General features: G+C 54.4%; 24 protein-coding genes. 15 read left to right on the top strand and 9 right to left on the bottom strand.

Annotated features, from left to right (window positions below; all coding sequences use genetic code 11):
• Positions 1–957 (top strand): hypothetical protein, encoded by a 957-nt coding sequence (locus J7395_RS12900; RefSeq protein ID WP_209221704.1) that lies wholly within the window; start codon positions 1–3, stop codon positions 955–957.
• A gap of 51 nt (positions 958–1,008) precedes the next feature.
• Here the strand turns inward: J7395_RS12900 and J7395_RS12895 are convergent, their stop codons facing one another.
• The gene (locus J7395_RS12895; RefSeq protein ID WP_209221701.1) at positions 1,009–1,905 is read right to left on the bottom strand and encodes a DMT family transporter; all 897 of its coding nucleotides are present in this window, start codon (positions 1,903–1,905) and stop codon (positions 1,009–1,011) included.
• Between the two features lie 232 nt (positions 1,906–2,137).
• Between J7395_RS12895 and J7395_RS12890 the strand changes: the two genes are divergently transcribed.
• Positions 2,138–3,067, top strand: a complete 930-nt coding sequence (locus J7395_RS12890) for a LysR family transcriptional regulator (RefSeq protein ID WP_209221700.1) — start codon at positions 2,138–2,140, stop codon at positions 3,065–3,067.
• 96 nt (positions 3,068–3,163) lie between these two features.
• Positions 3,164–3,592, top strand: coding sequence for a heme-binding protein (locus J7395_RS12885; RefSeq protein WP_062952436.1), 429 nt, complete (start codon positions 3,164–3,166; stop codon positions 3,590–3,592).
• A 31-nt stretch (positions 3,593–3,623) separates the two neighbouring features.
• On the opposite strand, the gene J7395_RS12880 is transcribed toward J7395_RS12885, so the two are convergent.
• Positions 3,624–4,364, bottom strand: a complete 741-nt coding sequence (locus J7395_RS12880; RefSeq protein ID WP_209221699.1) for a TlyA family RNA methyltransferase — start codon at positions 4,362–4,364, stop codon at positions 3,624–3,626.
• Positions 4,365–4,396: 32 nt separating this feature from the next.
• The gene (locus J7395_RS12875; protein WP_209221698.1) at positions 4,397–5,074 is read right to left on the bottom strand and encodes a GntR family transcriptional regulator; all 678 of its coding nucleotides are present in this window, start codon (positions 5,072–5,074) and stop codon (positions 4,397–4,399) included.
• 319 nt (positions 5,075–5,393) lie between these two features.
• Here J7395_RS12875 and dctP point away from each other — a divergent pair, with 319 nt between their 5' ends.
• The 9 genes from dctP to J7395_RS12830 all read left to right on the top strand — a co-directional run bounded on the left by dctP (position 5,394) and on the right by J7395_RS12830 (position 16,847).
• Complete coding sequence (gene dctP, locus J7395_RS12870) at positions 5,394–6,401, top strand: TRAP transporter substrate-binding protein DctP (protein WP_062952433.1); 1,008 nt, start codon at positions 5,394–5,396, stop codon at positions 6,399–6,401.
• Between the two features lie 90 nt (positions 6,402–6,491).
• Positions 6,492–7,190: a TRAP transporter small permease gene (locus tag J7395_RS12865; protein WP_209221697.1), complete on the top strand. Its 699-nt coding sequence runs from the start codon at positions 6,492–6,494 to the stop codon at positions 7,188–7,190.
• Positions 7,191–7,202: 12 nt separating this feature from the next.
• On the top strand, positions 7,203–8,519 hold the full coding sequence (locus tag J7395_RS12860; RefSeq protein ID WP_062952432.1) for a TRAP transporter large permease: 1,317 nt from the start codon (positions 7,203–7,205) through the stop codon (positions 8,517–8,519).
• 1 nt (position 8,520) lies between these two features.
• Positions 8,521–9,837 carry a malonyl-CoA decarboxylase gene (locus tag J7395_RS12855; RefSeq protein WP_209221696.1) on the top strand — a complete coding sequence of 439 codons (1,317 nt, stop codon included), beginning with the start codon at positions 8,521–8,523 and terminating at the stop codon, positions 9,835–9,837.
• A 9-nt stretch (positions 9,838–9,846) separates the two neighbouring features.
• Positions 9,847–11,388 (top strand): malonyl-CoA synthase, encoded by a 1,542-nt coding sequence (locus tag J7395_RS12850; protein WP_209221695.1) that lies wholly within the window; start codon positions 9,847–9,849, stop codon positions 11,386–11,388.
• Positions 11,389–12,458: 1,070 nt separating this feature from the next.
• Positions 12,459–12,653 carry a hypothetical protein gene (locus J7395_RS12845; protein ID WP_209221694.1) on the top strand — a complete coding sequence of 65 codons (195 nt, stop codon included), beginning with the start codon at positions 12,459–12,461 and terminating at the stop codon, positions 12,651–12,653.
• Positions 12,654–12,726: 73 nt separating this feature from the next.
• Positions 12,727–13,440: a YkgJ family cysteine cluster protein gene (locus tag J7395_RS12840; RefSeq protein WP_247742110.1), complete on the top strand. Its 714-nt coding sequence runs from the start codon at positions 12,727–12,729 to the stop codon at positions 13,438–13,440.
• A 97-nt stretch (positions 13,441–13,537) separates the two neighbouring features.
• The gene (locus J7395_RS12835; RefSeq protein WP_114122567.1) at positions 13,538–14,320 is read left to right on the top strand and encodes a glucose 1-dehydrogenase; all 783 of its coding nucleotides are present in this window, start codon (positions 13,538–13,540) and stop codon (positions 14,318–14,320) included.
• Between the two features lie 217 nt (positions 14,321–14,537).
• The gene (locus J7395_RS12830; protein WP_209221693.1) at positions 14,538–16,847 is read left to right on the top strand and encodes a TonB-dependent siderophore receptor; all 2,310 of its coding nucleotides are present in this window, start codon (positions 14,538–14,540) and stop codon (positions 16,845–16,847) included.
• A 74-nt stretch (positions 16,848–16,921) separates the two neighbouring features.
• Here the strand turns inward: J7395_RS12830 and dxs are convergent, their stop codons facing one another.
• The 4 genes from dxs to J7395_RS12810 all read right to left on the bottom strand — a co-directional run bounded on the left by dxs (position 16,922) and on the right by J7395_RS12810 (position 21,113).
• Positions 16,922–18,841 carry a 1-deoxy-D-xylulose-5-phosphate synthase gene (gene dxs, locus J7395_RS12825; protein ID WP_209221692.1) on the bottom strand — a complete coding sequence of 640 codons (1,920 nt, stop codon included), beginning with the start codon at positions 18,839–18,841 and terminating at the stop codon, positions 16,922–16,924.
• 113 nt (positions 18,842–18,954) lie between these two features.
• On the bottom strand, positions 18,955–19,923 hold the full coding sequence (locus J7395_RS12820) for an alpha/beta fold hydrolase (protein WP_209221691.1): 969 nt from the start codon (positions 19,921–19,923) through the stop codon (positions 18,955–18,957).
• 15 nt (positions 19,924–19,938) lie between these two features.
• Complete coding sequence (locus tag J7395_RS12815; RefSeq protein WP_062952422.1) at positions 19,939–20,835, bottom strand: polyprenyl synthetase family protein; 897 nt, start codon at positions 20,833–20,835, stop codon at positions 19,939–19,941.
• A 14-nt stretch (positions 20,836–20,849) separates the two neighbouring features.
• Entirely contained in the window at positions 20,850–21,113 is a 264-nt protein-coding gene (locus tag J7395_RS12810; protein ID WP_097050669.1) for an exodeoxyribonuclease VII small subunit, read from the bottom strand.
• A 230-nt stretch (positions 21,114–21,343) separates the two neighbouring features.
• Here J7395_RS12810 and J7395_RS12805 point away from each other — a divergent pair, with 230 nt between their 5' ends.
• The gene (locus J7395_RS12805) at positions 21,344–22,375 is read left to right on the top strand and encodes a glycosyltransferase (RefSeq protein ID WP_209221690.1); all 1,032 of its coding nucleotides are present in this window, start codon (positions 21,344–21,346) and stop codon (positions 22,373–22,375) included.
• Positions 22,362–23,546, top strand: a complete 1,185-nt coding sequence (locus tag J7395_RS12800; protein ID WP_209221689.1) for an O-antigen ligase family protein — start codon at positions 22,362–22,364, stop codon at positions 23,544–23,546. Before J7395_RS12805 ends, J7395_RS12800 begins: the two co-directional genes overlap by 14 nt.
• 2 nt (positions 23,547–23,548) lie before the next feature.
• Here the strand turns inward: J7395_RS12800 and J7395_RS12795 are convergent, their stop codons facing one another.
• Positions 23,549–24,478, bottom strand: a complete 930-nt coding sequence (locus J7395_RS12795; RefSeq protein WP_209221688.1) for a histone deacetylase family protein — start codon at positions 24,476–24,478, stop codon at positions 23,549–23,551.
• A 467-nt stretch (positions 24,479–24,945) separates the two neighbouring features.
• Here J7395_RS12795 and J7395_RS12790 point away from each other — a divergent pair, with 467 nt between their 5' ends.
• Positions 24,946–25,263, top strand: a complete 318-nt coding sequence (locus tag J7395_RS12790) for a metalloregulator ArsR/SmtB family transcription factor (protein WP_062952419.1) — start codon at positions 24,946–24,948, stop codon at positions 25,261–25,263.
• Between the two features lie 83 nt (positions 25,264–25,346).
• Here J7395_RS12790 and J7395_RS12785 read toward each other — a convergent pair whose 3' ends face one another.
• A complete protein-coding gene (locus J7395_RS12785) occupies positions 25,347–26,240 on the bottom strand; it encodes a DUF1849 family protein (RefSeq protein ID WP_062958972.1) in 894 nt (297 codons plus the stop codon).

Genomic DNA, 26,240 nt, shown 5'->3' with positions numbered 1-26,240 from the left:
ATGCTGGCGAACTTCATTTTAGAACAAGATTCTATTTCAATGGACCACACCGGAAATGCGCGAGATAAGAAACTCGCACTAAAGTGTTTTGTAAAAACGTGGCAAAAATTTGGGATTCTAGTCACAACACCAAAAGGCAAAGATATTATCTTAAATGAACTTAAAAAGAATCCGTCAACTTTAGAGTTTTTAAAAAATATATCGAAGAGCCAAATAAACTTGTGCGAAGATAATGTTTTTGATGGGTTTTATGAAAATGAACCATCACACCTACGCTACAAAAGCTTAACAAGCTTGGCATTAGTTACCGAACTCACGGCAATAGATAAAGGACTTAACGATGATTCTGAATTTTCTATTTTATCAGATGATATAGAGATAACTCCTATTCAAAACTTTGATCAGTCAAATGTTATAAACTCAACAGCAGAAAATCAAGTTTCAACCATATCTCAAGGTACAAGAACCTCTACCATCTGGGAAGAGAGGTTCTCACCTCTTGAAAAATGCTTTAAAAAATGGGTAATAGTGGACAGATATGCTGGGATTAATATTTTCGACAACTCCAGAAAAAGTGGCTTGCAAAATATAATTGAAAAACTAAATAACGGATCAACCAGCCATACTCTTGAGATATTCACCGCGCACCAAGAGAACCAAAAAATAGAAGAAATAGTAGATAGAATACAGCATTTTGCATGCCCAAACATAAAATTAAAAAATATAATAATACACATGGGACCTGATAGCATATTTCCAAACAATGCTCACGATAGATACATTAGACATGAACATTTTGTAACATATATCGGAATAGGCGTATCTATATTTTCTGGCGAAACATGCAATCAAAGATCAAGCATATCATTTACTCTATCTCCGCGAAACTTCTCCGAGTCCTTATCAACGGAACAACATTTAAGAGAAAAATCAGAAACTGAGAAACTACAATTCTAAGTATGTTAAGTATAGAACTTAGCGAAATTTCAAAATATACATAACCTAAATTTAAAGAGTGCGGCGCCGCCGGGTAGCAATCAGAAGGGCCACGACCACCGCCGCACTGCCCATGATGTGCCACTGATTGAACATCTCGCCCAGGATGACAGCCCCAAGGATCGAGGCGACAAAGGGCTGCAACAGCAGGATCATTGATCCGGTCGCCTCGTCCACGCGCTTCAGTCCGACCGACACCATCCCCTGCCCCAAAACATGCACCAGCATCGCAAGACCGATCAGCGCCAGCCAGCCTGTCATATGTGGCGGCAGGACGAAATTTCCTTTGATCACCATCATCACGCCCAAGGCAATCATCGTGGTCAGGGTGCTCCAGAACATGATTGATGCGGCACTGTGATTGCGGCGCAACCGGCTGATGACAATCAGATAACCAGCATAGAAAAAGGCGGCCAAAACGGCAAAGGCATCGCCGCGCATGGATCCCGCGCCTGTCTCACTGGCGCGAAACAGGAAATAGCCGCCAATCACGGCAAACGGTACCCCGCACCAGAACATCATGCCAGGTTTGCGCGCAATGCCAAACAGACCAAGGAACCCGATAATCACCGGGGCAAGGTTGTTAAGCAAAATCGCATTGCCGACCGTAGTCATTTCAATTGCCATATGGCAGGCAACAAGGTCGGCTGCGAAGAAAAGACCGGCAAGGATCATCAACCCCGTGTCACCATGCTTGCGCGTGGAAACGCCATTTTCGTTGGCTGGTTTTGATGATCCTGCCGGCATCAAAAAGACGGTCGCGCCCAACACGGGGGCTGCGAGCGCGACACGCCAGAAAGCCGAGGCATCGGGTGACACACCGCTATAACGCACAAAAATCGGACCGAGCCCCATCAGGATTGCGGCCACAACAAGGGTCGCAATAGCCCAGAATGATGACTGAGCCATCAGCTTTAATCCTTCTTCTCGCTGCGCAATGTCCGTGGTGGCGGAGGGAGTAACAGATGTACTTCCGGCATTGCGAAGGATGTCAGGTAAGGCACGGGGCATGGTCTGGTCTTTCGAAACGATAGCGGGGTGCAGGTTGTGCAAAATGCGCCCTGGCTGATAGCGATTATCTTGCAGCAGTGCTATATCGATGTGAAATTGCTTCGCCTTATTGTCGGGATAAATTGCGCTTATGGCTCTTCTGAATGTCGATATCGATCTGCTCAGAACGTTTCTGACCGTGCTGGATACCCAAAGTTTCACACGCACGGCCGAACGCCTTTTGCGCACGCAACCCGCCATCAGCCAGCAGATCAAAAAGCTTGAAGATACCGTTGGCGCACCGCTGATTACGCGCGACCGCAACGCCATCACCCCAACCACAACCGGACTTGTCGTCAAATCCTATGCCGAGGGGATTATCGGCCTGAACGACAAGATGCTGGCCGATCTTCTTGATGCGGCACCGGCCGTGCTGCGCATCGGGCTTCCCGACGATTATGCCGCGATCTATCTGCCGGAAATCCTGCGGATTGCGGCCCTGCGCCTGCCGGAAACAGAAATCAGCTGCCATGCGGATATCAGTCGCAATCTCGGCAAACGGGTCGCCAATGGCGATCTTGATCTGGCGATCCTGACGGCAGACCCCGAAACACCCAGCCTGCATGTGACATCCGAACCACTGGTCTGGGTGGCGGATGCCGGGTTTGACCATCAGGCACGTCCGCTTCGCCTGTCGATGTTCCATGATGGCTGCGTGATCCGCCGTTCCGTGACCGAAGTCCTGTCACAACAGAACATCGCCTTTCGCATTAGCCACAGCAGCGACTCCAATTCCATGATCATCACGGCAATTGATGGCGGCCATGCGCTGGGGGCGATGCCGCGCTGTACGGCTGAATATGCCGGAATGCAGATTGTCGATGATCCTTCCCTACCGCCGTTGCCAAAGATCGACATCGCCCTTCTGGTGCGCGAACAGGCCAATCCTGCGGTTCGGGAACTCGCCCTTGGTGCGATTGCGGCCCTTGCACCGTCAACACCAGCAGATAGCGGCGGAGACAATCACAGTCTGACCGGCACAATTGCGCCTACCATGGCACCGGCTTCTTCCACCATATGAAAAGACTTTTTATGCGGTTGATCGCCCGATAACGCCGCCCATAAGATGCCCCGGCAAGAAACAGCCGTTTCAATAACATCCTGCCGGAGACGCCCGATGCTGACCATCAAACGCCTGTCGATCGATGACGCCAAAATACTGATCGAAGGCGCACGCAATCGCGCCACCGAAATCGGTATTCCCATGTGCATCGCCATCACCGATGAATCCGGTGTTCTGATTGCCTTTGAACGCATGGATGGCGGCAAGGTCACCAGCACGACGATCGCCCAGGACAAGGCATTCACCGCCGCAGGTGCGCGCAAGGCCACCCACGAATATGCTGCTGCCGCCCAACCGGGCATGGTGGCATTTGGCATCGATTCCGAATGTGGCGGTCGCCTGTCGATTGTGGCTGGCGGTTTGCCAGTATCGGTGGACGGGGATGTTGTCGGCGGGATCGGTGTCAGTTCCGGCACCCCGCCGCAGGATCAGGATTGCGCCCAGGCCGGGATCGATCATTTCCTGAAAGCAATCGGCAAATAAGCCCACCACTATTGGCGGGAATCGGCATTGATTACGCTGATTTCCGCCCACCGATCAGAAATTCGACATTGCCTTCCGGCCCGGTGATCGGGCTTGTCGCGATGCCAAGCACCTCCCAGCCCGGAAGACTCTCCAGCCAGCAGGAAATGGTATCACAGACTTCCTGATGCAGTTCCGGTTCACGCACCACACCCTTTTTCCCGACACGTTCCTTGCCGACTTCGAATTGCGGTTTGATCAGGGCAATCAGCCAGCCGCCCGGCCTGACCAGATCAAGGCTTGCCGGAAGCACGGTACGAAGGCCGATGAAGCTGGCGTCGCAGACGACGATATCAATGGGATCGGGAATTTGTTCGGATGTGATGTGACGCGCGTTGGTCTTTTCCATCACGACAACCCGGTCGTCATTGCGCAGTTTCCAGTCAAGCTGCCCCTGCCCGACATCAACGGCAAAGACCTTGGCCGCACCGTTTTGCAGCAAGACATCGGTAAAACCGCCGGTCGAGGAGCCGACATCAATCGCGGTAAAACCGGTGACATCAACACCGAACTCGGCAAGCCCCTTTTCAAGCTTGAGCCCGCCGCGCGATACCCACGGATGGGGTTGCCCGCGCAGGGTCAGTGAAATGTCTTCCTTGCATTGCAGCCCCGGCTTATCGAGCCGTTGCTCGCCGCTAAAGACATTGCCTGCCATGATGAAAGCCTGCGCCTTGGACCGGGTTTCCACCAGTCCGCGTTCGACAAGCAATTGATCCAAACGTTTCTTTGCCATGCGCGGGTTTTAACGCAAAGCAGCGCAAGCGTCTAGCTTGCCAGTGGTTCCAGATAGCCGCGCGGCACGATGGCAAGAAGATCGTTTAACGCCTCGCCCTGGACCGCGACATGCTGGTGCATCAGCTTGCCCGCCCGTTCGGCATCGCCGGTCGAAATCGCTTCGAGGATTTCGGAATGCTCGGCATTGGATTTTTTCACCCGGCCAGGCCGGTGCAACTGCAAACGACGATAGGGTGCGAGCCGGTTGCGCACATTCTTGGTCTGGCGTTCGAGGAAGCTGTTGCGGCATCCGGAATAGATCACTTCGTGGAAATTGACGTTGGCCTCGTAATAGGCATCGGCATCCGCATGTTCCTGAAGCTCGCTGCATTCCTTACCAAGTGCGATCAGCTTTTCGATATCCGCACGCGGCATGCGACGTGCGGCAAGACGCGCGCACATGGCTTCGAGTTCGGCCATGACTTCGAACATTTCAATCAGATCGGCCACCGTGATCGAGGCAACAATGGTCCCGCGACGAGGCATGGTCGCGACAAGTCCCGACCCTGCCAGCGTTTGCAGGGCCTCGCGGACCGGGGTGCGTGAAACGCCGAACCGTTCCGACAGGCTGCGCTCGTCCAGCTTGTCGCCGGGTTTAAGAACACCGGTGACAATATCGCGTTCAAGTTTCTGAACCAGATCGGTGGCGAGCTTGCCGTTCCGTGACATGGGAAGCCTCATCCTTACGCTGCAATCGTGGTATACCAGAACATAGAAAATGGTACCGCGCAAAGCCTTTTCCGTGCTGCTCTGCATCGAAATCCTGCTGCGATGCAAAAGTTCAATCGCAGAAAACCGGGAAAATGGCTGCAATCCTTAAGCGCACATCTGTGGCACCGCAATACACATTTCTGGTATACAAAAACCCGTAGACAGGATGCCAGAAATCTGTAACGCTTTTTGATATTGCGAAATCCGCACCAATAAAAAGACGTGCAAACGCGTCATGAATGCATCCAGAAACGCATGCTTCATCCGGGAGGAAAAGATGAAGATTTTCAAACGTACTCTGTCGGCGTCTGTCGCCGCCATCACCCTGTCCATCGCCGCCTTCGGTATGTCCTCGAACGCTGATGCGGAAACGCTCAAGCTGTCGCACCAGTGGTCGACCGGCGATGTCCGTCACAAAGTCGCGCAGATCATTGCCGACGAAGTCAAAGCCGCCAATGTCGATCTGGAAATCCAGATTTTCCCGTCCGGCTCGCTGTTCAAGGCGAACGAACAGTGGACTCCGATGGAACGCGGTCAGCTTGACATGATCGTCTATCCGCTGGCCTATGCCGGTGGTCGTATTCCGGCAACCAACCTGACCCTGATGCCGGCACTGGTGAAAAACCATGACCATGCCGATCGCCTGAATAACTCGCCCTTCATGGCAAAAATGGAAGAACTTCTGAACGAAAACGGGGTTGTTACCATTGCCAAGGGCTGGCTGGCCGGTGGCTTTGCCTCGACCAAGGGCTGCATCCGGGTTCCGGATGATGTCAAAGGCCTGCAAATTCGTGCAGCCGGTAAATCCTTCGAACAGATGCTTCAGGGTGCCGGTGCATCCATCGCCGCAATGCCAAGCTCGGAAATCTATCCGGCGATGCAGACCGGCGTTCTGGATGCCACCAACACCAGTTCGTCCAGCTTCGTTTCGTATCGCATTTACGAACAGGTGAAATGCTATACCCCGGCGGGTGCCAACGCGCTGTGGTTCATGTATCAGCCGGTTCTGATGTCGAAGAAAACCTATGACGGTCTGAACGACGCCCAGAAAGACGCCCTTGCTGCCGCTGCCAAAAAGGCCGAGGCGTTCTATTCCGAAGAAGCCCGTAAAGAAGACGCTGCCAGTGTCACGGTCTTCAAGGATGCCGGTGTTGAAATCGCAGATCTGACCGACGCCGACTTCAAGGCATGGCAGGACCTCGCCAAGCAGACGTCCTATGCCAAGTTTGTCGAAGAAACCCCGGGCGGTCAGGAAATGCTCGATATGGCTCTTTCTGTCGAATAATGGTGTCGTGGCGCCGGGTGCATGCCCTGCATGCCGGCGCCACTTCTTTTCCGCTTTTTTGCGACGACCTTGATCTTCAGGAGTCCCAGCGTGGCGAACGCAGTTTTTCCCAATTCCTTGCCGGTTGATCTGCCCGACGATGGCAATCCCGCCCCGCGTGCCCGGTCCAACCATAACAGTTTCCCGCCGCCACCCGATGTCGAACCGCTGCCCGAAAAACCCGGCAGCAACGGCAATGGCGCGCGCCCTGCCCCGATGGCACCGCGTGGCCCGCTCGATCATGCGATCAATTTCGTCCACTTTCTGTCAAAGGCCTGCGGTGTTGCCGCAGCGTCGATGTTCTTCATCGCCATGCTGCTGATCTGCCAGCTTGTCTTTATCCGTTACATCCTGAACTCATCGACCGTCTGGCAGACGGAGGCCGTGATTTACCTGATGATCGGCGGCACCCTGATCGGGCTTCCTTATGTCCAGCTTCTGCGCGGGCATGTGAATGTCGATCTGCTGCCGATGTATCTGAAACGTGGTGCGCGCAAGCTGCTTGCGGTTGCGACCCTGCTGTGCGGCCTTGGCATCAGCGGCCTGTTTGCCTTTTACGGCATCGAACTGGTCATCGAAGCCTATCAGGGCGGCTGGAAATCCCCGACCATCTGGGCGGCTGAACTCTGGAAGCCCTACCTGATGCTGCCGGTCGGTTTTGGCCTGCTGTTCCTGCAATTATTCGCCGATCTGCTGTGCCTTCTGACCAACCGGTCGAAAGCCTTCCATATCGAAGACAACCCGTTTTAAGGAGCTGGTGCAATGGATCCGCTTTCACTCGCAGCACTCGTTGGCATTGTCACCACCCTGATCCTGTTTTCCGGCATTCCGGTCGGCATCGGGCTTCTGATGGTTGGTGTCGGCTTTATCTGGATTTTCGATGGCGCAAGTGCGTTACCGCTGCTGCCTGAAATCCTGTTTTCCAAACTCGAAAGTTTCGAAGTTCTCGCGATCCCGATGTTCATCCTGATGGGGGCGGTTGTCGCATCGTCCCGTGCGGGTGGTGATCTGTATTCCGTGCTGGATCGCTGGTTAACGCGCGTGCCGGGAGGATTGGTTATTTCCAACCTGGGGGCATGCGCGATCTTTTCAGCCCTGTCGGGATCATCACCGGCGACCTGTGCCGCGATTGGCAAAATGGGCATCCCCGCCATGCGTGAACGCGGCTTCCCGAGCTCGGTTGCGGCCGGTTCGATTGCAGCGGGCGGTACGCTTGGCATTCTGATCCCGCCAAGTGTCACCATGATTGTTTATGGTATCTCCACCGATACATCGATCGGGCGGCTGTTCCTTGCCGGTCTTCTGCCCGGTCTGATGCTGACGGCACTGTTCATGGCATGGTCGCTTTTTTCGACCTGGCGTCAGGGAAATGCATCGGTTGCACTGGCATCGGTGACCTATAGCTGGAAGGAAAAATTTGAAATCCTTCCGCGCGTCCTGCCCTTCATCGTCATTATCTGTGCTGTTCTGTTCGCGCTGTATGGCGGGGTGGCAACGCCTTCTGAAACGGCGGGTGTTGGTGCGCTGTTCTGCCTGATTGTCGCGATGATCATTTATCGCATGTGGCAGCCGGGCAAGCTTTGGAACATCATGCGCGACACGACCAAAGAGTCAGTGATGATCCTTCTGATCATCGGGGCTGCCGGTCTGTTCAGCTACATGCTGTCCTCGCTGTTCATCACCCAGTCGATTGCACAGTGGATTTCCGCCCTTGACGTCAACCGCTGGGTCCTGATGGGCTTCATCAATGTGTTTCTGCTGATCAGCGGCTTCTTCCTGCCGCCGGTTGCCGTGATCCTGATGTCGGCCCCGATCCTTCTGCCGGTGATCGTCAATGCCGGGTTTGATCCCTACTGGTTCGCCGTGATCCTGACGATCAACATGGAAATCGGCCTGATTACCCCGCCGGTTGGGCTTAACCTTTATGTCATCAACGGGATTGCGCCTGATATCCGCCTGCAGACGATCCTGAAAGGTGCGATGCCCTATGTGCTTTGCATGGTGGTTGCCATCGTGATCCTGTGCTTCTTCCCGCAAATCGCCACCTGGCTTCCCGAAACGGTCATAGGGGGACGCTAAAATGTCCGGAATTTCCGTAAGAAGCTGGATATCCAGCATTGCCGATCGCGGCCGGGAGCTTCTTGACCTGCCGCTATCGACACCGCAGGACCCGTTTGCCCAGCTTAAAGCCATGTGCAAGGACCTTGTGTCGCAAAAGGGCGAAGCCCGCGGAACGGCGGTTGCCCGCGAAGTGGTCCGCATGTGGGAAACCCTGCCCGAAGCAGATCATCTGCGCTTTTTCGAAATGATGCAGAATGATTTCAGTGCCAACCGCACCGAGGTCAAGAAAGCAAGCGAGGCCTTTGCCAGTGATCCGTCCGAAGCCAATCTGGCGGTTCTGACCCACGCGTCAGAACCGGCCCGGCAGGAGCTTCTGCGCCGGATCAATATGGCACCGGGCGGCACGCGCGCGATTGTCGATATGCGTGAAACGCTTCTGGGACTGATCAAGGAAAACCGTCACCTTGAACCGCTTGATGCCGATATGCAGCATCTGCTGACAAGCTGGTTTAATCGCGGCTTCCTTGAACTGCGTCATATTGATTGGGATACGTCGGCGGCCATCCTTGAAAAACTGATCCGCTATGAAGCGGTTCATGAAATCAAGGGCTGGGATGATCTGCGCCGTCGTCTGGCAACGGATCGGAAATGCTTTGCCTTCTTCCATCCGGCGATCCCCGATGATCCGCTGATCTTTGTCGAAGTTGCCCTGGTTCACGGGCTTGCCGATAGCGTTCAGGCCCTTCTGGCGCCGGAAATCGACGAAACCGCCCCGGAAAAAGCCAATACCGCGATCTTCTATTCGATCAGCAACTGTCAATCGGGCCTTAAGGGTATTTCATTTGGCAACTTCCTGATCAAACAGGTGGTCGAGGAACTTAAACGCGAGTTCCCGAAACTCAGACAATTCGCCACCCTGTCGCCCATTCCGGGCTTCATGGGATGGCTGCGCACCCGTCAAAAAAGCAAGTCTGACGATGCCGATATCGCCGCCACCGTCCTTGCCGCCATGAGCGACGACGACTGGATTGATGACGCGGAAAAAGTCACCGAGCTTAAAAAGCCGGCGATGATGCTGTGCGCGCGTTATCTTGCGACCTGCAAGCGCGGTAAATCGCCGCTTGATCCCACCGCACGTTTCCATCTTGGCAATGGCGCGCAGCTTGAACGTCTGAACTGGCTTGGCGATACATCGTCCAAGGGACTGCGTCAGGCGGGCGGGATGATGGTCAATTACGCCTATCACCTTGACGATATTGAACGAAACCACGAAGCGCTGATGAATGACGGCAAAATCGCCGTTTCGAAATCGGTCATGCAGCTTACGGGAAACTAGGACAGAACCATGTCGGATAATCTTTTCAACGAATTTACCAAACGTTTCCCGGCGGACCGTTCGCGCACCTTTCTGATCGAACGCGACGGCACTGAACGCAGCTTTGCCTGGCTGCTGGATCGTACCGGGCGTTATGCCACGGTTCTTGCCGATCATGGGGTGGTCAAGGGCGACCGTGTTGCCGCCCAGATCGACAAATCATCCGATGTGATCGCGCTTTATCTGGCTTGCCTGCAGCTTGGCGCCATTCACCTGCCGCTTAATACCGCCTATACCGGCGATGAAATCGCCTATTTCCTTGGCGATGCCGCCCCGCGTGTATTCGTGTGCCGCCCGGCCCATATTGATGCCGCCAGAACCCTTGGCGCACAGAACAATGTCGGTGCGGTCCTGTCGCTTGGCGACAAGGGCGATGGTACGCTGAATGATCTGGCCGCCAGTGCCAAACCGCATGGCGACGTCGCAGATGTGACCAAGGATGACATTGCCGCCATTCTGTATACATCGGGCACCACCGGCCGTTCCAAGGGCGCGATGCTGACGCATGGAAACCTCGGCTCCAACGCGCTGACCCTGCACAAGGCATGGGGTTTCAGGCCGGGTGATACGCTTTTGCATGCCCTGCCGCTGTTCCATACGCATGGCCTGTTTGTTGCGATCAACATCATGCTGGTCAATGGCGGCAAGGTGATCCTGCTTCCGAAATTCGATGCCGATGACGTGGTTGAACGCCTGCCGAATGCCACGGTTATGATGGGGGTTCCGACCTTCTATACCCGCCTTCTGGCCCATCCGAAGTTTGATAAGGATCTGGTCGCGAACATGCGCCTGTTCGTGTCGGGTTCGGCGCCGCTTCTGGCGGAAACCCACGATGCGTTCTTTGAGCGGACCGGGCATAAAATCCTTGAACGTTACGGCATGACCGAAACCTGCATGAACACGTCAAACCCGCTGGATGGCGAACGCCGTCCGGGGGCGGTCGGCCCGACCCTTCCGGGGATCGAGGCACGGGTTTGCGACAAGGATGGCAATGTCCTGCCCGTCGGTGAAATCGGTGTACTTGAAGTTCGCGGGCCCAACGTTTTCAAGGGTTACTGGCAGATGCCGGAAAAAACCGCATCCGAGTTTCGCACGGACGGGTTCTTTATCACCGGCGACCTCGCAACCATCGGCGCAGACGGTTATGTCACCATTGTCGGGCGCGACAAGGATTTGATCATTTCGGGTGGTTTCAACGTCTATCCCAAGGAAGTCGAGGAGATCATCGCCGAGTATGACGAGGTCGAGGAAGTCGCGATCTTTGGCCTGCCGCATCCCGATTTCGGCGAAGCGGTTGCCGGGGTGATCGTCCCGGCCAAAGGTGCCAAACCCGATGCCGAGGCCATCATCAAACGCACCCAGGACAAGCTTGCAAAATTCAAGGTGCCGAAACGCATCTGGATGCTCGACGAATTGCCGCGCAACACCATGGGCAAAATCCAGAAGGCCCAGCTGCGCAAGGATTATGCCGATACCTTTGCCACCCCGTCGGGCAAATCTGCCAACGGGTAACTGCACACTCTGTTTCGTTTTCCCGTGTCTCCCTGCTGTCTTGCAGACAGCCAAACTCCTTCACCGGCCGGAAATTCTGGCCGGTGATTTTTTTGCGCGGATTCTCAAAAAGTTCTTGATTTGTTCTTTTTGTTATGCTAGAAAAGAAAAGTCAACGGGACAAAAGCGCCCGGACCAATACCCGCAAAGCGTGATTCGCTTTGCGGGTTTTCGCGTTTTGGGCCAGATGAAAGTGATGATGATGCAGCAGCATAAAGACAGACCGATCCGGCAGCAACATCGCCGGACGATGACCGGCGGGTGGAAAAGCCATTACGGAGGTTTTGCGCCCGTGTCCTAACCCACCCCAAGGTCACCCAAAGGTCAAGACGGGAGAAGTGCGCCTTGTTGGCAAGGCAACCGGTAAAATTGTGATCGACAGCGGCTGGGCTGCGCCGGGCAGCGTCAGGCAAGCGGTGGCTGATGATGAGCCATGATGGGAGAGGTGCGCCTTGTTCGCGGAGCGGCTGCAAGATTGCAATCGGCAACGCCCTGGCTGCGTCGGGCATCATTTGGCAAGCAGCAGCTGGTGATGGGTCCGTTGGCGATAGGTCAGAACGGGAGAGGTGCGCCTTGGTGGCGAGGTAGCCAGCGAGATTGCAATCGGCAGCGGCTGGCAGAATTGGGCAGCAGGTGGCAAACAGCGGCGGAAGATGGGTCTACTGGAGGGGGCGGTCCGGGCGACTGGAGCGACTGGCTGGGGGCTGGGGGCTGGGGGCCGTCGGCTGTTTGGATTTCGTATTCGCCAAACTGGGGATATCCGACAAAGGAGCCAGCGCGGCAAAGGTTGGCGGAACCATGTGCCAGAGGCAGCATGGGAGGATCGCGGCAGGTTTCGGGTAGCGGGGAGATCTGGGCGATAGCTTGGGATGACTTGGCGGGAGTCCTGCGGCAGTTCGGGTTCCCATGTTCGCCAGCCGGGGAATATCCACCGAAGGAGCAGCGCGGCAAGGGTTCGCGGAACCACGTGCCGGAGGCAGCATGGGAGAATCGCGGTAGGTTGCCGGTCATCGGGCGGCGGGGAGATCAGGGTGATTGCTTGGAGCGGTGTGGTGTGGGGATTGGCCGGGTGTGGCGTGGACTTGGTTGGCCTGACTGGATTTGGCTTGGCCGCGCCGTCTGGCAAATCCGCCAGCGATCGGAAGTTCTGGTGGATTTTTTTTGCTGAAATGCCGGTTCCAAGGATGCACTTGGAAAACAGTGCCAAAATCAGCATGATGGGATGAAGGTCCCCACGCTCTGACATATCAGCCTGCCCGTTTTGCGGACAGGGATCGGGATAAAGGCAATCGCATAGCCATGGCGAAACTTGACGACGCAATCAACCGGATCACGAGTGATATTTCCCAAACCGGTGCGCTGACCGCAGAAGCGTCGCGCCGGTACGAGGAAATGTTTCCCGGCTTCCGCGCCGAACTGGCCCGTGTGCTTGAACAGGCACCGACCATCAGTGACGCCGCGCAGGCGGCCATGATGCTGGTCGATGCGGCATCCCGGACCCTGCGTGACAGCTTTCCCCATCAACCCCATTGCGACTGCCGGGATGGATGCAGCGCGTGCTGCCATCTGTTTGTTGCGGTGCCACCCGGCGTCACAAGCCTGATTGCCGACCATATCCGCAAGACATTCCCGTCTGATGAACAGCAGGCATTGCTGGAACGTCTGGACCATGCAGCACGGATCATTGAACAGGCTAAAACCACATCCGAAGTGCGCGCACGCTGCCCGCTTCTGGGGGCGGATGAAAGATGCACGATCTATGAGGTTCGGCCCCTGACCTGCCGGGCCTTTACATCGTCGAGTGCGCCGCGTTGTCACACCATGGTCTTTGGCGACGAACATCAACGCAAAGACCGCATTGATCAGAATCCTGGGCATTTTCGCCTGCATCTTGAAGCCACCGAAGCCCTGCAGGACGCCGCCAGGGCACGCGGGCTTGACGGGCGGCAGAAGGGGTTCGTCCACGCGCTTCTTGATCGGCTGGCACCATCGCAGGATCGGGCAGCCGATTAAATTTTCGGCTTGTTTGTTGCATCCTTGCGGAACAGGTCCATTTTCAAGACGTTCACAAAATTCATTCCTTTCCAGATCAACGCGGACACAGCAGCACATGAACAGTTTTCCCGATCCCAAGGTCGCCTTCGTCACCGGTGCAGCGCAGGGCCTGGGACTGGGCATAACGCAGCATCTTCTGTCCACCGGGTGGAAGGTCATGCTGTTTGATCTGGATGCGGATGCCGGGGACGAGGCCATCACGGCCCTTCCCGAAGAACAGCAGGAACGTGCCCTGTTTTTCAAGGGCGACATTGCCAATGAACATGATGTGGCGATTGCGGTTCAGCAGACCGTTGACCGGTTCGGGCGCATTGACGGACTGGTCAATAATGCCGGTATTGCCGACCCGCATTCGGGATCGTTCGAACATCTGGATTGGGAAAGCTGGCAGCGCGTGATCAATGTCAATCTGGGCGGGGCGTTTCTGGCGGCCAAACATGCGACCCAGCATTTGCGCAAGACCCGCGGGGCAATCGTCAATATCGCATCTACCCGCGCCTTTCAGTCAGAACCCAATACCGAAGCCTATGCCGCGTCAAAGGGTGGCATGGTGGCATTAACCCATGCCATGGCGGTCAGCCTTTCGGGGGCAGTTCGGGTCAATGCCATTGCGCCGGGCTGGATCGAAGTTGGTGACTGGCAGAAATCATCCGCCCGTGAAGAACCGCAACACCGTGACATCGACCGCCAGCAACACCCGGCGGGCCGCATCGGAACCCCGGATGATATCGCAAAGATGGTCGCCTTCCTGCTTGATCATGAACAATCAGGCTTCATGACAGGCGAAACCATCCGCATTGATGGCGGCATGACGCATAAAATGATCTATGCCGATTGACCGGAGGCCTTGGGCGGACGTGGCCTTTTTCCTGCCCCCTTCCTTCTGCGGATTTGCGGTTTCCTGCGAGCGAGTTTACCCCGTTAACATCCCCCAGCCCATCATCCCACTTGGACGTCACTGAACGTCAGGTTGAGTTTCTGAACAATTATATCGCAATTGATAATAATAATCATTTATATTGAGATTGATTATCAATAGTGATAATGAACCCCATATGCAAACCGCCGGGGGCGGTGATCAATCCGACTATGGGGCTCTTTTCATGCACATCTCGTCGACCACAAAACGCCGTACATTCAGTACGCTGTTGCTGGCTTCTGTGAGTATTTTCGCCGTGATGGCGACACCGGCTTATGCGCAGGACACATCGCCACAGCAAAACGCGCAATCAGACGATACCGGCGATGGCGCAACGACCGAAAATGACAGCGACATCAATCTTGCCCCGATCCGGGTCGAGGGTGAAGCCAATGCCAAGGCAGGTGATCCCACCCCGCCGGTTTACGCGGGTGGTCAGGTCGCAACCGGTGGCCGGGCCGGTGTTTTGGGTAACAAGGACAATCTGGATATTCCGGTCAGCATCACCAGCTATACCAGCGAAGTGATCAAAAACCAGCAGGCCGATACGCTTGCCGATGTGGTTGATAACGATCCGGGTGTGCTGACATCCTACAGCTATGGCGGTTCGGGTGACCGCTTCATGATCCGCGGCTTCGTTCTTGACGGTGATGATGTGATGCTGGACGGCCTTTATGGCACGGCACCGCGCCAGTTGATCGATATGTCGATGTATGACCGGGTTGAAGTTGTCAAAGGCGCATCGGCATTCATCAATGGCATGTCACCGGGCGGCAGCGGCATTGGCGGCGGAATCAACCTGATTCCCAAGCGCGCAACAGATGATCCGATCACCAGTGTCACGACATTCTATGAAATGAACAGCCAGACCGGCGGGCATGTCGATTTCGGACGGCGTTTTGGCAAGGACAATCAGTTCGGCATTCGTGCCAATCTGAAATATAGCGACGGTGAAACCGCCATCGATGATGAAGACCGCAATAGCCAGATCGGGTCGCTGTCATTCGATTATCGCGGCGATGATACCCGGATCACGGTTGATGCCGGGCATAATGAAAAGAATATTGATCACGGTCGAACTTCCGTAAACCTTGCCAGCGCCCTGACCAGCATCCCCGATGCCCCGGATGCCCGACATAACTATAATGCGGATGGCACATGGGCCGATCTGGAGGACAGCTTTGTCCAGGGACGGATCGAACATGATGTAAACGACTATCTCATGGCCTATGCCGCCGCAGGCACCCGCCATATGGAAGAATCGGGGATTTATTCCACGCCGACCATTACCGGCACCGATGGCACCATGACCTATGGCGGTTCGACCATCGTTCGCGAAGATACGACCAACAGTGCGCTGACCGGTGCCCGCGTTAAATTTGAAACCGGCGTCGTCAAACATGAACTGAATGCCGGGGTTTCCTATCTTCAGAACAAAAGCCATCAGGCATGGGCGTTCTCGCCCGGTGCATCGGCGCTTACCGGCAATATTTACGGGCCAACACCCACAGGCTATCCGGCGCTGGCAGCGCCATCAGGCAATCTGAGCGATCCGGGACTTCGCAATATCAACGAACTGACCAGCTATTTTCTGGCTGATACCGTCAGCTTCCTTGACGACCGCCTGAGTGTCACGGGTGGCGTTCGTCGTCAGTCGGTGAATACCAAGCAGTTCAGTCTGACCAGCGGTGCGCAATCGAGCAACTATGATGCGGACGAATATACGCCGATGGTCGGGATCGTTGGCAATGTGACCGATCAGGTATCGGTTTATGCCAACTATATGGAGTCCCTGTCGCCCGGCGAAACAGCCGCCAGTGCGGCAAGTGATGCGACCCTGACCAACCCGAGCGAACAGTTGGCCCCTTACACCTCTGAGCAATATGAAATCGGGGCGAAGGCGGATTTCGGCAGCTTTGGCGGTAGCATCGCGCTGTTCCAGATTTCCAAACCGTTTTCTTATAAAAACGCCAGCAACACCTTTGCCGCAGACGGCGAGCAGCAGAACCGTGGCGTTGAATTCCAGGTCTTTGGCGAACCTGTGACCGGCACCCGTATTCTGGGCGGTATCACCGTTTATGATGCGGAACTGTCCGATACCCAGAACGGCACCAATGACGGCAACACGCCGATTGGCATCCCCGACTATGTTGCCAAGCTTGGTATTGAATATGACCTGCCGTTCCTTGAGGGTGCGACGGTCAATGCGCGGGCGGTTCACACGGCATCGCAATATGTCAATGCGACCAACACGCTTTCGATCCCGTCATGGACGCGCCTTGACCTTGGTGCGCGTTACACGACAGAGGTGCACGAATATCCGGTTACCATCCGTGCCAATATCGAAAACGTCACGGATAGCGATTACTGGGCGTCGGCCAATGGCGGCTATCTGACGATGGGTGCGCCGTTGACGGCCAAAATCTCGCTGACCGCGGATTTCTGATCCGGGCCAGTCCAAACAAACAAAAACGCCGCCCTTTGGGCGGCGTTTTTCGTTAAGGGGTCTTGCTTGAACGATCAGGCGCGTGCCTTGCTTTCGGAAAGGCCAAGCGCGCCAAGGGCGGTTTTGACGATGCTTTGCGCATCAAGTCCTGCCTTGGCGTATTGAATGTCGGGCTTGTCATGATCGATCAGGGCATCGGGCAAGGCCATGGTGCGGACTTTGAGCCCGTGATCCAGCAGTCCGTTGCCCGCCATATGTTGCAGGACCATCGCGCCAAAGCCACCAATCGATCCTTCTTCAATCGTGATCAGGACTTCGTGGTTGCGGGCCAGATCGGCGATAAGCTGATGATCAAGCGGTTTGGCAAAGCGGGCATCAGCGACCGTTGCCGGAAGGCCGCGTGCAGCGAGGTCTTCGGCGGCCAGCATCGCCTCTGCCAGGCGGGTGCCGTATGACAGGATGGCTATCTTGCCGCCTTCGCGCAGGATGCGGCCCTTGCCGATTTCAAGAACCTGTCCCTCGGCCGGCATTTCAACGCCTACACCCTCGCCCCTTGGATAGCGGAAGGCGCTGGGGCGGTCATCAATCGCCCATGCGGTTGTGGTCATATGGACCAGTTCGGCCTCGTCTGCCGCCGCCATCAAAACGATGTTGGGCAGACAGCCAAGATAGGCAATGTCATAGGCCCCGGCATGGGTTGCACCATCCGCGCCGACAAGCCCGGCACGGTCCATGGCGAAACGAACCGGCAGGTTCTGGATGACCACGTCATGCACCACCTGATCATAGGCGCGTTGCAGGAAGGTCGAATAGAGCGTGCAGAACGGTTTATAGCCTTCGCACGCCATCCCGGCGGCAAAGGTCACAGCATGCTGTTCGGCAATGCCGACGTCAAAGGCACGATCCGGGAACCGTTCGGCAAAGATATTGACCCCGGTACCCGACGGCATGGCCGCCGTGATCGCGGTGATCTTGTCATCGGTTTCGGCAAGTTTGGTCAGCGTTTCGCCGTAAACCTTGGTGTAGGACGGTGCATTGGGTGTGGCCTTGGCCTGCTTGCCGGTGACAACGTCGAACTTGGCGACACCATGATACTTGTCGGCGGCATTTTCGGCCGGGCCATAGCCCTTGCCCTTCTGGGTCACGACATGAACCAGGATCGGGCCATCAACATCCGCATCGCGCACGTTTTTCAGCACCGGCAGAAGATGATCCAGATTATGACCATCAATCGGCCCGACATAGAAGAAACCCATTTCTTCAAACAGGGTTCCGCCGGTCACCATGCCGCGGGTATATTCCTCGATCTTGCGGGCGGCTTCTTCGATCTGGCGCGGCAGATGTTTGGTCAGGCCCTTGGCCGCATTGCGCAGACCCTGATAGCCCTTGCCCGAAATCAGACGCGACAGATAACCCGACATGGAGCCCACCGGCGGGGCAATCGACATGTCGTTATCATTCAAGATCACAATCATGCGCTGATCGGCGGCGGCGGCATTGTTCATCGCCTCGTAGGCCATGCCGGCACTCATGGAACCATCACCGATAACGGCAATGACGTTTTTGCGTTTATCATCGGAAAGCTGATTGGCGACCGCCATGCCAAGCCCGGCCGAGATCGAGGTCGAACTGTGCCCGGCACCGAACGGGTCATATTCAGACTCGGATCGTTTGGTGAAGCCCGAAAGCCCGCCGCCCTGACGAAGGGTGCGGATACGATCCCGCCGCCCGGTCAGGATTTTATGCGGATAGCATTGATGCCCGACATCCCAGATCAGCCGGTCATCGGGCGTATCAAACAGGTAATGGATCGCAACAGTCAACTCGACCACGCCAAGCCCCGCCCCCAGATGCCCGCCGGTGACCGACACGGCATCAATCACCTCGGCACGCAATTCATCTGCGACCTGCTTCATCTGTGCAGGTTGCAGGCTGCGCAAATCAGCCGGGGTGTTAATCGTGTCCAAAAGCGGGGTCTTGGAGGTCGTGCTCATACCGATCTCGATCTTCAGTTTTGTGTGGCGTTTTTTATATAGCGTTCAAACCAACAGGGTGACGTTTCCTAAGCCCTATTGCAAGCAGCGTAAAATAAACAGCTTCGCCGTAATTAGCGACCCTGAAAATCACCTGATTTGATGTCACCGAGGAACTTCAGCACCACCTGCTCGACCGTGCGGTGAATATCGGTGCGTTCGCGCCCGAAATCCCGGCATAAATAACGAAAGTTTTCAGCAATATAGGGCGTGCAGGGTGGCAGGAATGAATAATGCCCGGCCCCTTTGGCCTTAACAAATTTTGCCCGGCCGCGCAGCAGCGTGCGAAAATGTGCGGCATTGGCTGTTTCGGGCAGGATTTCATCAGTTTCGGCCTCGATAAACAGCATCGGCACCGTCACATCGGCAAAGCCCGCATCGGTCGCGGCAACGCCAAAGGCCGGGGTTACGGCAATCACGCCCGCGATCCGGTCATCGCGCGCGGAAACAACCGGGCCGCCATAACGATCATGCAACTCATCAATTAGATCATCACCGGGCGCGTGCTGGCAAATCACGCGGTCCTGATCGGCATTGAGCGCGCAATAGCTTTGCCAGGCGGCGGCATCAAACTGCCAGCCCGCCATTTTAAGCACCGTCGCCCCACCCGCCGAATGGCCGAACGCATAAATACGATCCGTATCAATGTGAGCAGCAATGCCGTCATGATCCAGCAACAGATCAAGCGCGAGACGCATTTCGCGTGGGCGGCGTTCGATGATCGTCAATTGCCGCGCATCGGACGGATCAAGGTAATTATCGCCATGATGCTGCGGGGCGGCGACGATATAACCGCGCCGTGCGAGATATTCCGCCAGCCAGAACTGATTGAAGCGGTGCCCTTCGGACCCATGCGAGAACATCACCAGCGGATAGGGTCCGTCGCCTGCGAAATCCGCATCGCGGGCCGCCGTCGAGGTCACGCCCATATGGCGCACGGGGCGTTCATCTGCGTGCGACGGATACCAGATCGCAAGCGGGAACGGGTCCCTGTCAAACAGCCGGTCACGAAAACCGGCTGTGTATCTGGCTTGTTCGCTCATGACAGGTGACGGACCTTAACGCCCGCGTTCGATCACGAAACGTGCGACTTCGCGCAACGGTTCGGCTTCGCCGTCAAAGCAGTTCAGGTGATTGATCGCCTGATCACACAGCATTCTGGCCTGCTCGCGCGCCTGTTCAAGGCCCAGAAGCTTCACATAGGTCGATTTATCCTGATCGATATCCTTGCCGGCCGTCTTGCCCAGTTCGGCGCTGCTGGATTCCACATCCAGAAGGTCATCCTTGATCTGGAAGGCCAGCCCCATGTCATGGGCGTAGGATCGCAATGACATGCGCATGCTTTTGGGGGCCTTGCCCAGAATTGCCCCGGCTTCGCAGGCGAAGGCGAACATCCGGCCGGTTTTCAGTAGATGCAGATGGGTGACCTGCGCCTGGTCAAGGCTTTGCCCCTCGCCCGCCAGATCGATCATCTGACCACCGACCATGCCATATGGCCCGGCCGCACGGGCAAGCGCACGGACAAGATCGGTACAGACACGCGGATCGGGATGGGTGCTTTCATCGGCCAGCACTTCGAAGGCCTGCGTTAACAGCGCGTCACCGGCCAGAATGGCGGTCGCCTCGTCAAACTGCTTGTGGCAGCTTGGCTTGCCACGCCGAAGGTCATCATCATCCATGGCGGGCAGATCGTCATGGATCAGCGAATAGCTATGGACCATTTCAACCGCGGCGGCGACTCGCAAGGCGCATTGGCGCGATACCCGGAACAATCCGGCGGAGCTTAGAACCAGAAACGGACGCAGGCGTTTGCCTTCGCCCAGGGTCGAATAACGCATCGCCTGAAACAGGCGTTGCTCGATCTGGCCATTGGGGCGCGGCAGAATGCCATCAAGCGTTTCGCCAAGATCAGCAGAAGCAGTACTCAGCTCAGCAAGCAGGTCGTAACTCACCATATTCTCCGCGAGAATTATTCGATTTCGGTCGGGGTTGCGTTCGGACGGCCATCCGCACCCAGCGTGATTTTCTCGATGCGTTCTTCGGCCGCACGCAGTTTATCGGCGCAATGACGTTTCAGCGCCGCACCGCGTTCATAGGATGCAATGGCATCATCAAGCCCCACCTGCCCCTGTTCGAGCTGCCGCACGAGGCTTTCAAGCTGACCGAGGGCCTCTTCAAAGCTGAGTTTGGCGATATCATCGGGGATCGTGGTGGACGGGGTTGGCTTGGACATATCTGCTCCATTGATTTGATTGGCGCGGAGTTTACGCGGTGACTTGCTCAGTAACAAGGGGTATGCATACTAAGAGCATGCGGCTATTTTTCAGAAACAAGTGCCGCTCTACGAATAGATAAAGTTATAACGAAACGATGGCCATAAAGGGTTTGCCAAATCCTGAATATCTTTTAACTTCCACGATATTGAGAATATGGTGCCTTTGAAACTGCTGCAGAGTATACAAATTGCTTGATATTTCCCGCCTGCGCATATTGCATGTCACAAATTACAGCTTAACGCCCAAGGTACCCGGTTACTATGGCGTACCTTATAAGATTACCAACGGCTTTACGCGCTTGGGGCATAATGTTTTACCCTTTGGGGACAGAGACTTGGCCAGGCTTCTGAACATATTCAGAAGTAGGAAATTTGGGATTCCGCAATTAAATAAAAAATTGCTCGAGGTTGTTGAGAAATTCGAGCCTGATATGATTGTATTCGGCCACGCTGATATGATTACTCGCTCGACCTTGGAAAAAATCAAAGAAAAGTTGCCAAGTGTCAAAATAGCCCAATGGAATGTTGATCCATTATTCTCCTCAGATAATGTGGGACGGATAAAAAGCAAGATCGATCTTGTTGATGCAACCTTCTGCTCAACGGACGGACCTCTATTGACCAAATTGTCTGAGGGGAAATACCGTACTTATTTCATGCCAAATCCGGTTGACATGAGCATTGAACGTCACCGGAACTTTGAATATTCCCGTGAGGAACTGTCTTTTGACTTCGGCATGGCGATAGGAACACCTAACGAGATCCGCAATATTTGTGGAGAAGATTATATTGTTCAGGATCTTTTAGATGATATTGCAAAGTCCAGCTCAAGAATAAGAGCATCATTTCCTGGCTACACAAGTCCCCGCATAACATGCGAAGAATACGATAAATACCTAAGCAAAACTTCTATGAGTTTAAATTTCAGCCGTAGAAATGATGCCTATCTATATTCCTCTGACAGAATTGCTCAGACCGTCGGTAATGGAATTTTGACTTTCGTAGACAGAGCAACGGGTTTGAACGACGATTTCGAAGAAGACCAGATGGCATTTTTCTCAAATAAGGATGAGCTTATTACAAAAATTTCTTATTTTATCGACAATGACAAAGAAAGACAGAATATTGCGAAGCGCTCATGGCATGAATATCATAGAAAATTCAACGAAAAAATCATTGCCGATAACATAATCAAGAATACATATAATGAACACCATTAAAGAACACGTATTCCCGTTCTCTTTTTGTTTTTTCCTGACATCCGGATATTTAATTCACCCAACACCAATGTGGGCGATAATATTTTATGCAATCATAATACCGGCGTTCTTGATAATAACTTTTAAGAACAAAGAGGAGATCACCAGCCTTTTTAAAGACAAGACATTCATTACCGGCGTCATATTGATAATATGGTTTCTCCTGTCGATATCATGGGGAGTAAATCAACCAGAATTTAACATCAAGAAATACATAACGAGATCAATAGTTAATCTTATATTTCTATTTTCTGCTGCATACTTCTTTTCAAACCACACCAAGTGGGAGAATCTACTTTTCAAAATTCTACCTTACGCGGTGCTTATAAACACACTGATATCTACTTTTTTATTTTATGGAGTAGATACGCACACACTGAGCGATAGGTTGACGGGATGGGCTGAAACCAGGCACCCGATACTGGGAAGCTTAGTTGTATTGACTGGGTTCTGCATATCCTTTTATCAATCCCAAATATCAACAAAAAACAAAGACAAAATACTCTACGCTACGATTTGCTTTTCCTGTGTGTTATTTGTAATACTCACCCAAAGCAGAGGGCCACTTCTGACTTTACTTTGCATCGGTATCATATTTTCAATTTTTTCTGGAAAAGTTGTTCGTAGGTGCGCAGTTGGAATACTGTTTTCGATTGCTTCAATTTTCCTTATCAGTGACGAAATCCAAAACCAGGTTATTCAATCACTTTCCAGAAACCCATGGCGTTTTGAAATATGGATGGATGCATGGAAATATATTCAGGATGCCCCAATCATCGGTAATGGCCTGGCAAGCTTGAATACCTTCGGGGCGATCGAACAGAAATTCCCCCACAGCATATATGTATCCTCGGCATTTTTCGGCGGTGCAATCGGGCTTTTTCTTCTTCTGGCGTTGTTTGCGCAGCTCGCTTGGGCTGCTTTGAATACAGAAGATAGAACCACAAAGGCATTTCATCTTGGTTTGCTATGCGTACCCGTTATCGGCGGATTAACCGACCTTGCCCAAGTCTCCAAATCTCCGGGTGAGTTATGGTATATCCTGTGGGTTCCGGTTACGATTATTATCGGGCATTCGATTAAATCCCGCCGCGAACAAAAGCAACAAGCGCAGCAACCCTCTATTGAATGACTTCAGGAGGTCATCAGGGTTCGCACATGCGCCGCAACGCAACCTGCCAGGGACGGCAGGTCATATCCGCCTTCAAGGACTGACACAACGCGGTTGTCGCAGACCTCGCCCGCGAGGCCGAGGAGCTGTTCGGTCATCCAGACGAAGTCGCTTTCAACAAAAGAAAGGCCCGCCAGCGGATCATTGCGATGCGCATCAAAACCGGCCGAAATGATCAGCAGTTCCGGTTTGAAGGCGACAATGCCGGGCAAAACCGATTGTTCGAAGGCCTCTTTCATTTCAGCCGTCCCCGCCCCGGCGGTCAGGCCGACATTGAGGATATTGTTGGCGCATCCGCGTTCATCCGGGGCGCCGGTGCCGGGATAAAGCGGCCATTGATGGGTCGAGCAATAAAACAGGTCGGGATCGTTATAGAAAAGATCCTGCGTGCCATTGCCGTGATGAACATCGAAATCCATCACCGCAACGCGTTTGATGCCATAGGCATCGCGGGCATATCGCGCACCGACCGCGACATTGTTAAACAGGCAGAACCCCATGGCCCGGTCATATTCCGCATGATGGCCCGGCGGGCGTACCCCAACAAAGGCATTGCGTTCATGCCCGGCCATCACGGCATCGATCGCGACGCAAACGCCACCTGCGGCACGCAGCGCGGCATCGCCGGAGGCGGGGGACACATAGGTGTCGCCATCAAGGGCTTCATATCCGCTTTGCGGGATGGCGGCCATGACACGGTCGACATAGGCCGGATCGTGGACCTTTTTGATCAGGTCAAGATCGGCCTTTGGGGCTTCTTCGCGGTGCAGGAACATGAATTCCTCGGCTTCAAGCACCCGCTGGATCACGCGAAGGCGATCAGGCTGTTCCGGATGGCCCGGTCCCGGATCATGGTCGATGCAACTGTGGTGAGTGACAAATAATGTCGCCATGTTTTCCGGAAACCTTCCTGAATAGATGCACGTCAGATATATCGAATCTTTACAGGCTGACTGGCCTTATTGACCACGATCCTGATTATTATTATTTCATCGTGACAGCCAAAGTTATCCGCTGCCTTGTTCTAGATCATCATAAATCAGTCAAAGACTGCAAGTTTTGAACTTGAATGACTGGTCCAAAATCACCGCGTGAACTGTCTATTGTATACTCGGTGACTCAGAACGAAATATCGCCATAATCTCTGTTCACAAGACAAAGAGTGTCTTGACAGTTTAATGTTATACTTGAGAATAGGAATCTTCCCATTCTTGAATTTCATTAATGGGTTTGAGGCACAAAGACCTCGTTGGTTGGAAAAAATCGGGGATATCCCATCGGAGATTATCACCACGAATGTGATACACCCGATGCCCCAGTTGGGACAAAAGCCGAATATGGCCAGGCTAAAGGGAGCCAAATGGAACTTAACCATCTCGAAAAAAAGGCCGAGCAAGCCAGCGCGCTTCTGAAGGCCATGAGCAATCAGAGCAGACTTATGATTCTTTGCCAACTGAACGAAGGCGAGAAATCAGTCGGTGAACTTGAACGCATTGTCGGACTGAGCCAGTCTGCCCTGTCACAGCATCTTGCAAGATTGCGGCGTGACAAGCTGGTAAAAACCCGGCGCGAAGCACAGACGATCTTTTATTCGCTGCAAGGCGATGAAGCCGTCACCGTCATCAAGACACTTTATGATCTGTATTGCCGCGACGACAGCAGCGCCGTCGCCGCCTAAGATTTATGGAACTTCCCCCACAAAAAAGCCTGTCGGAAACCCGGCAGGCTTTTTTGCGTTGTTCTTAAACACCCGAAACAGACCTAGCCGCATTCGGGGGCTGGCAGGCGTGTCACTTTCTGAAGATCACCGCGCACCCGGAAGCTGCCGTAATTCATTCGCAGTTCGTGGGCGACACCATTTTCCCCGAAATCAACCGCGATCTCGGTCGAGGGGCCATTTTCAGCCTCGCCCAGCGGATAATAGGCCAGGTTCAGGCTGTGATAGGGCTGGCTTGCGATGTTATCGGCATCCTCGGCATTATTTTGCGCCTGTTTCGCGCCCGAAATCACCGCGGCAATCCGGTTGGTCGGCGTATCGCCACTGCCGTCAAAGACCAGATCATTGGCAAATTTGTCGCCCTGAAGCGCACGTTTCAGCAGGGTTACGGAATGCTGGGTCGGGAACATGGTATCGGCCGGCAGTTCCTCGGTGATTTCGACCGGGACTTCGTAAGTGACAAGAACCTTGTCCTTGTCGCGCACCGCATCGCCGACAACCTCGTCCACCTGCACACCATCCAGATAATCGCGCATGCGGAAGCGGTATTTCGATCCGTCAAAGCTTTCCCACTGGGTCATCGAATAGGCGGAATTGATCGCGCCCCCTTCTGCCCCCTGAAGGATCATCAGATGCTGCATCTCGGTGATCCAGCCATCACAGACCTTTTCAAACCGGTAGCCCAGCGCACCGCGCACGCCAACAACAGAGCTGCCAACATCCGACGAGACCATCGAAAAACGATATTCCGCCATATGCGGAACCAGTTCCGTCTGGGTATCGGATGCCTTGCGCACATGCGCCGGATCAAAACCGGCGGGACCGGCGGCAAAAGATTGCCCCGCCTGCGCGGAACAACCCGCCAGAGCAACACAAAAGATCAGCGCCCCGAAGACGGAACGCTGTCGATTTTCAGGACAAACCGTAATAACTGGCAA

Origin of the sequence: Thalassospira sp. A3_1 (assembly GCF_017744215.1) — a bacterium.
Taxonomy (GTDB): domain Bacteria; phylum Pseudomonadota; class Alphaproteobacteria; order Rhodospirillales; family Thalassospiraceae; genus Thalassospira; species Thalassospira lucentensis_A.
The sequence above is the reverse complement of the archived record's forward strand: the minus strand, read 5'-3'. Positions and strand labels throughout refer to the sequence as shown.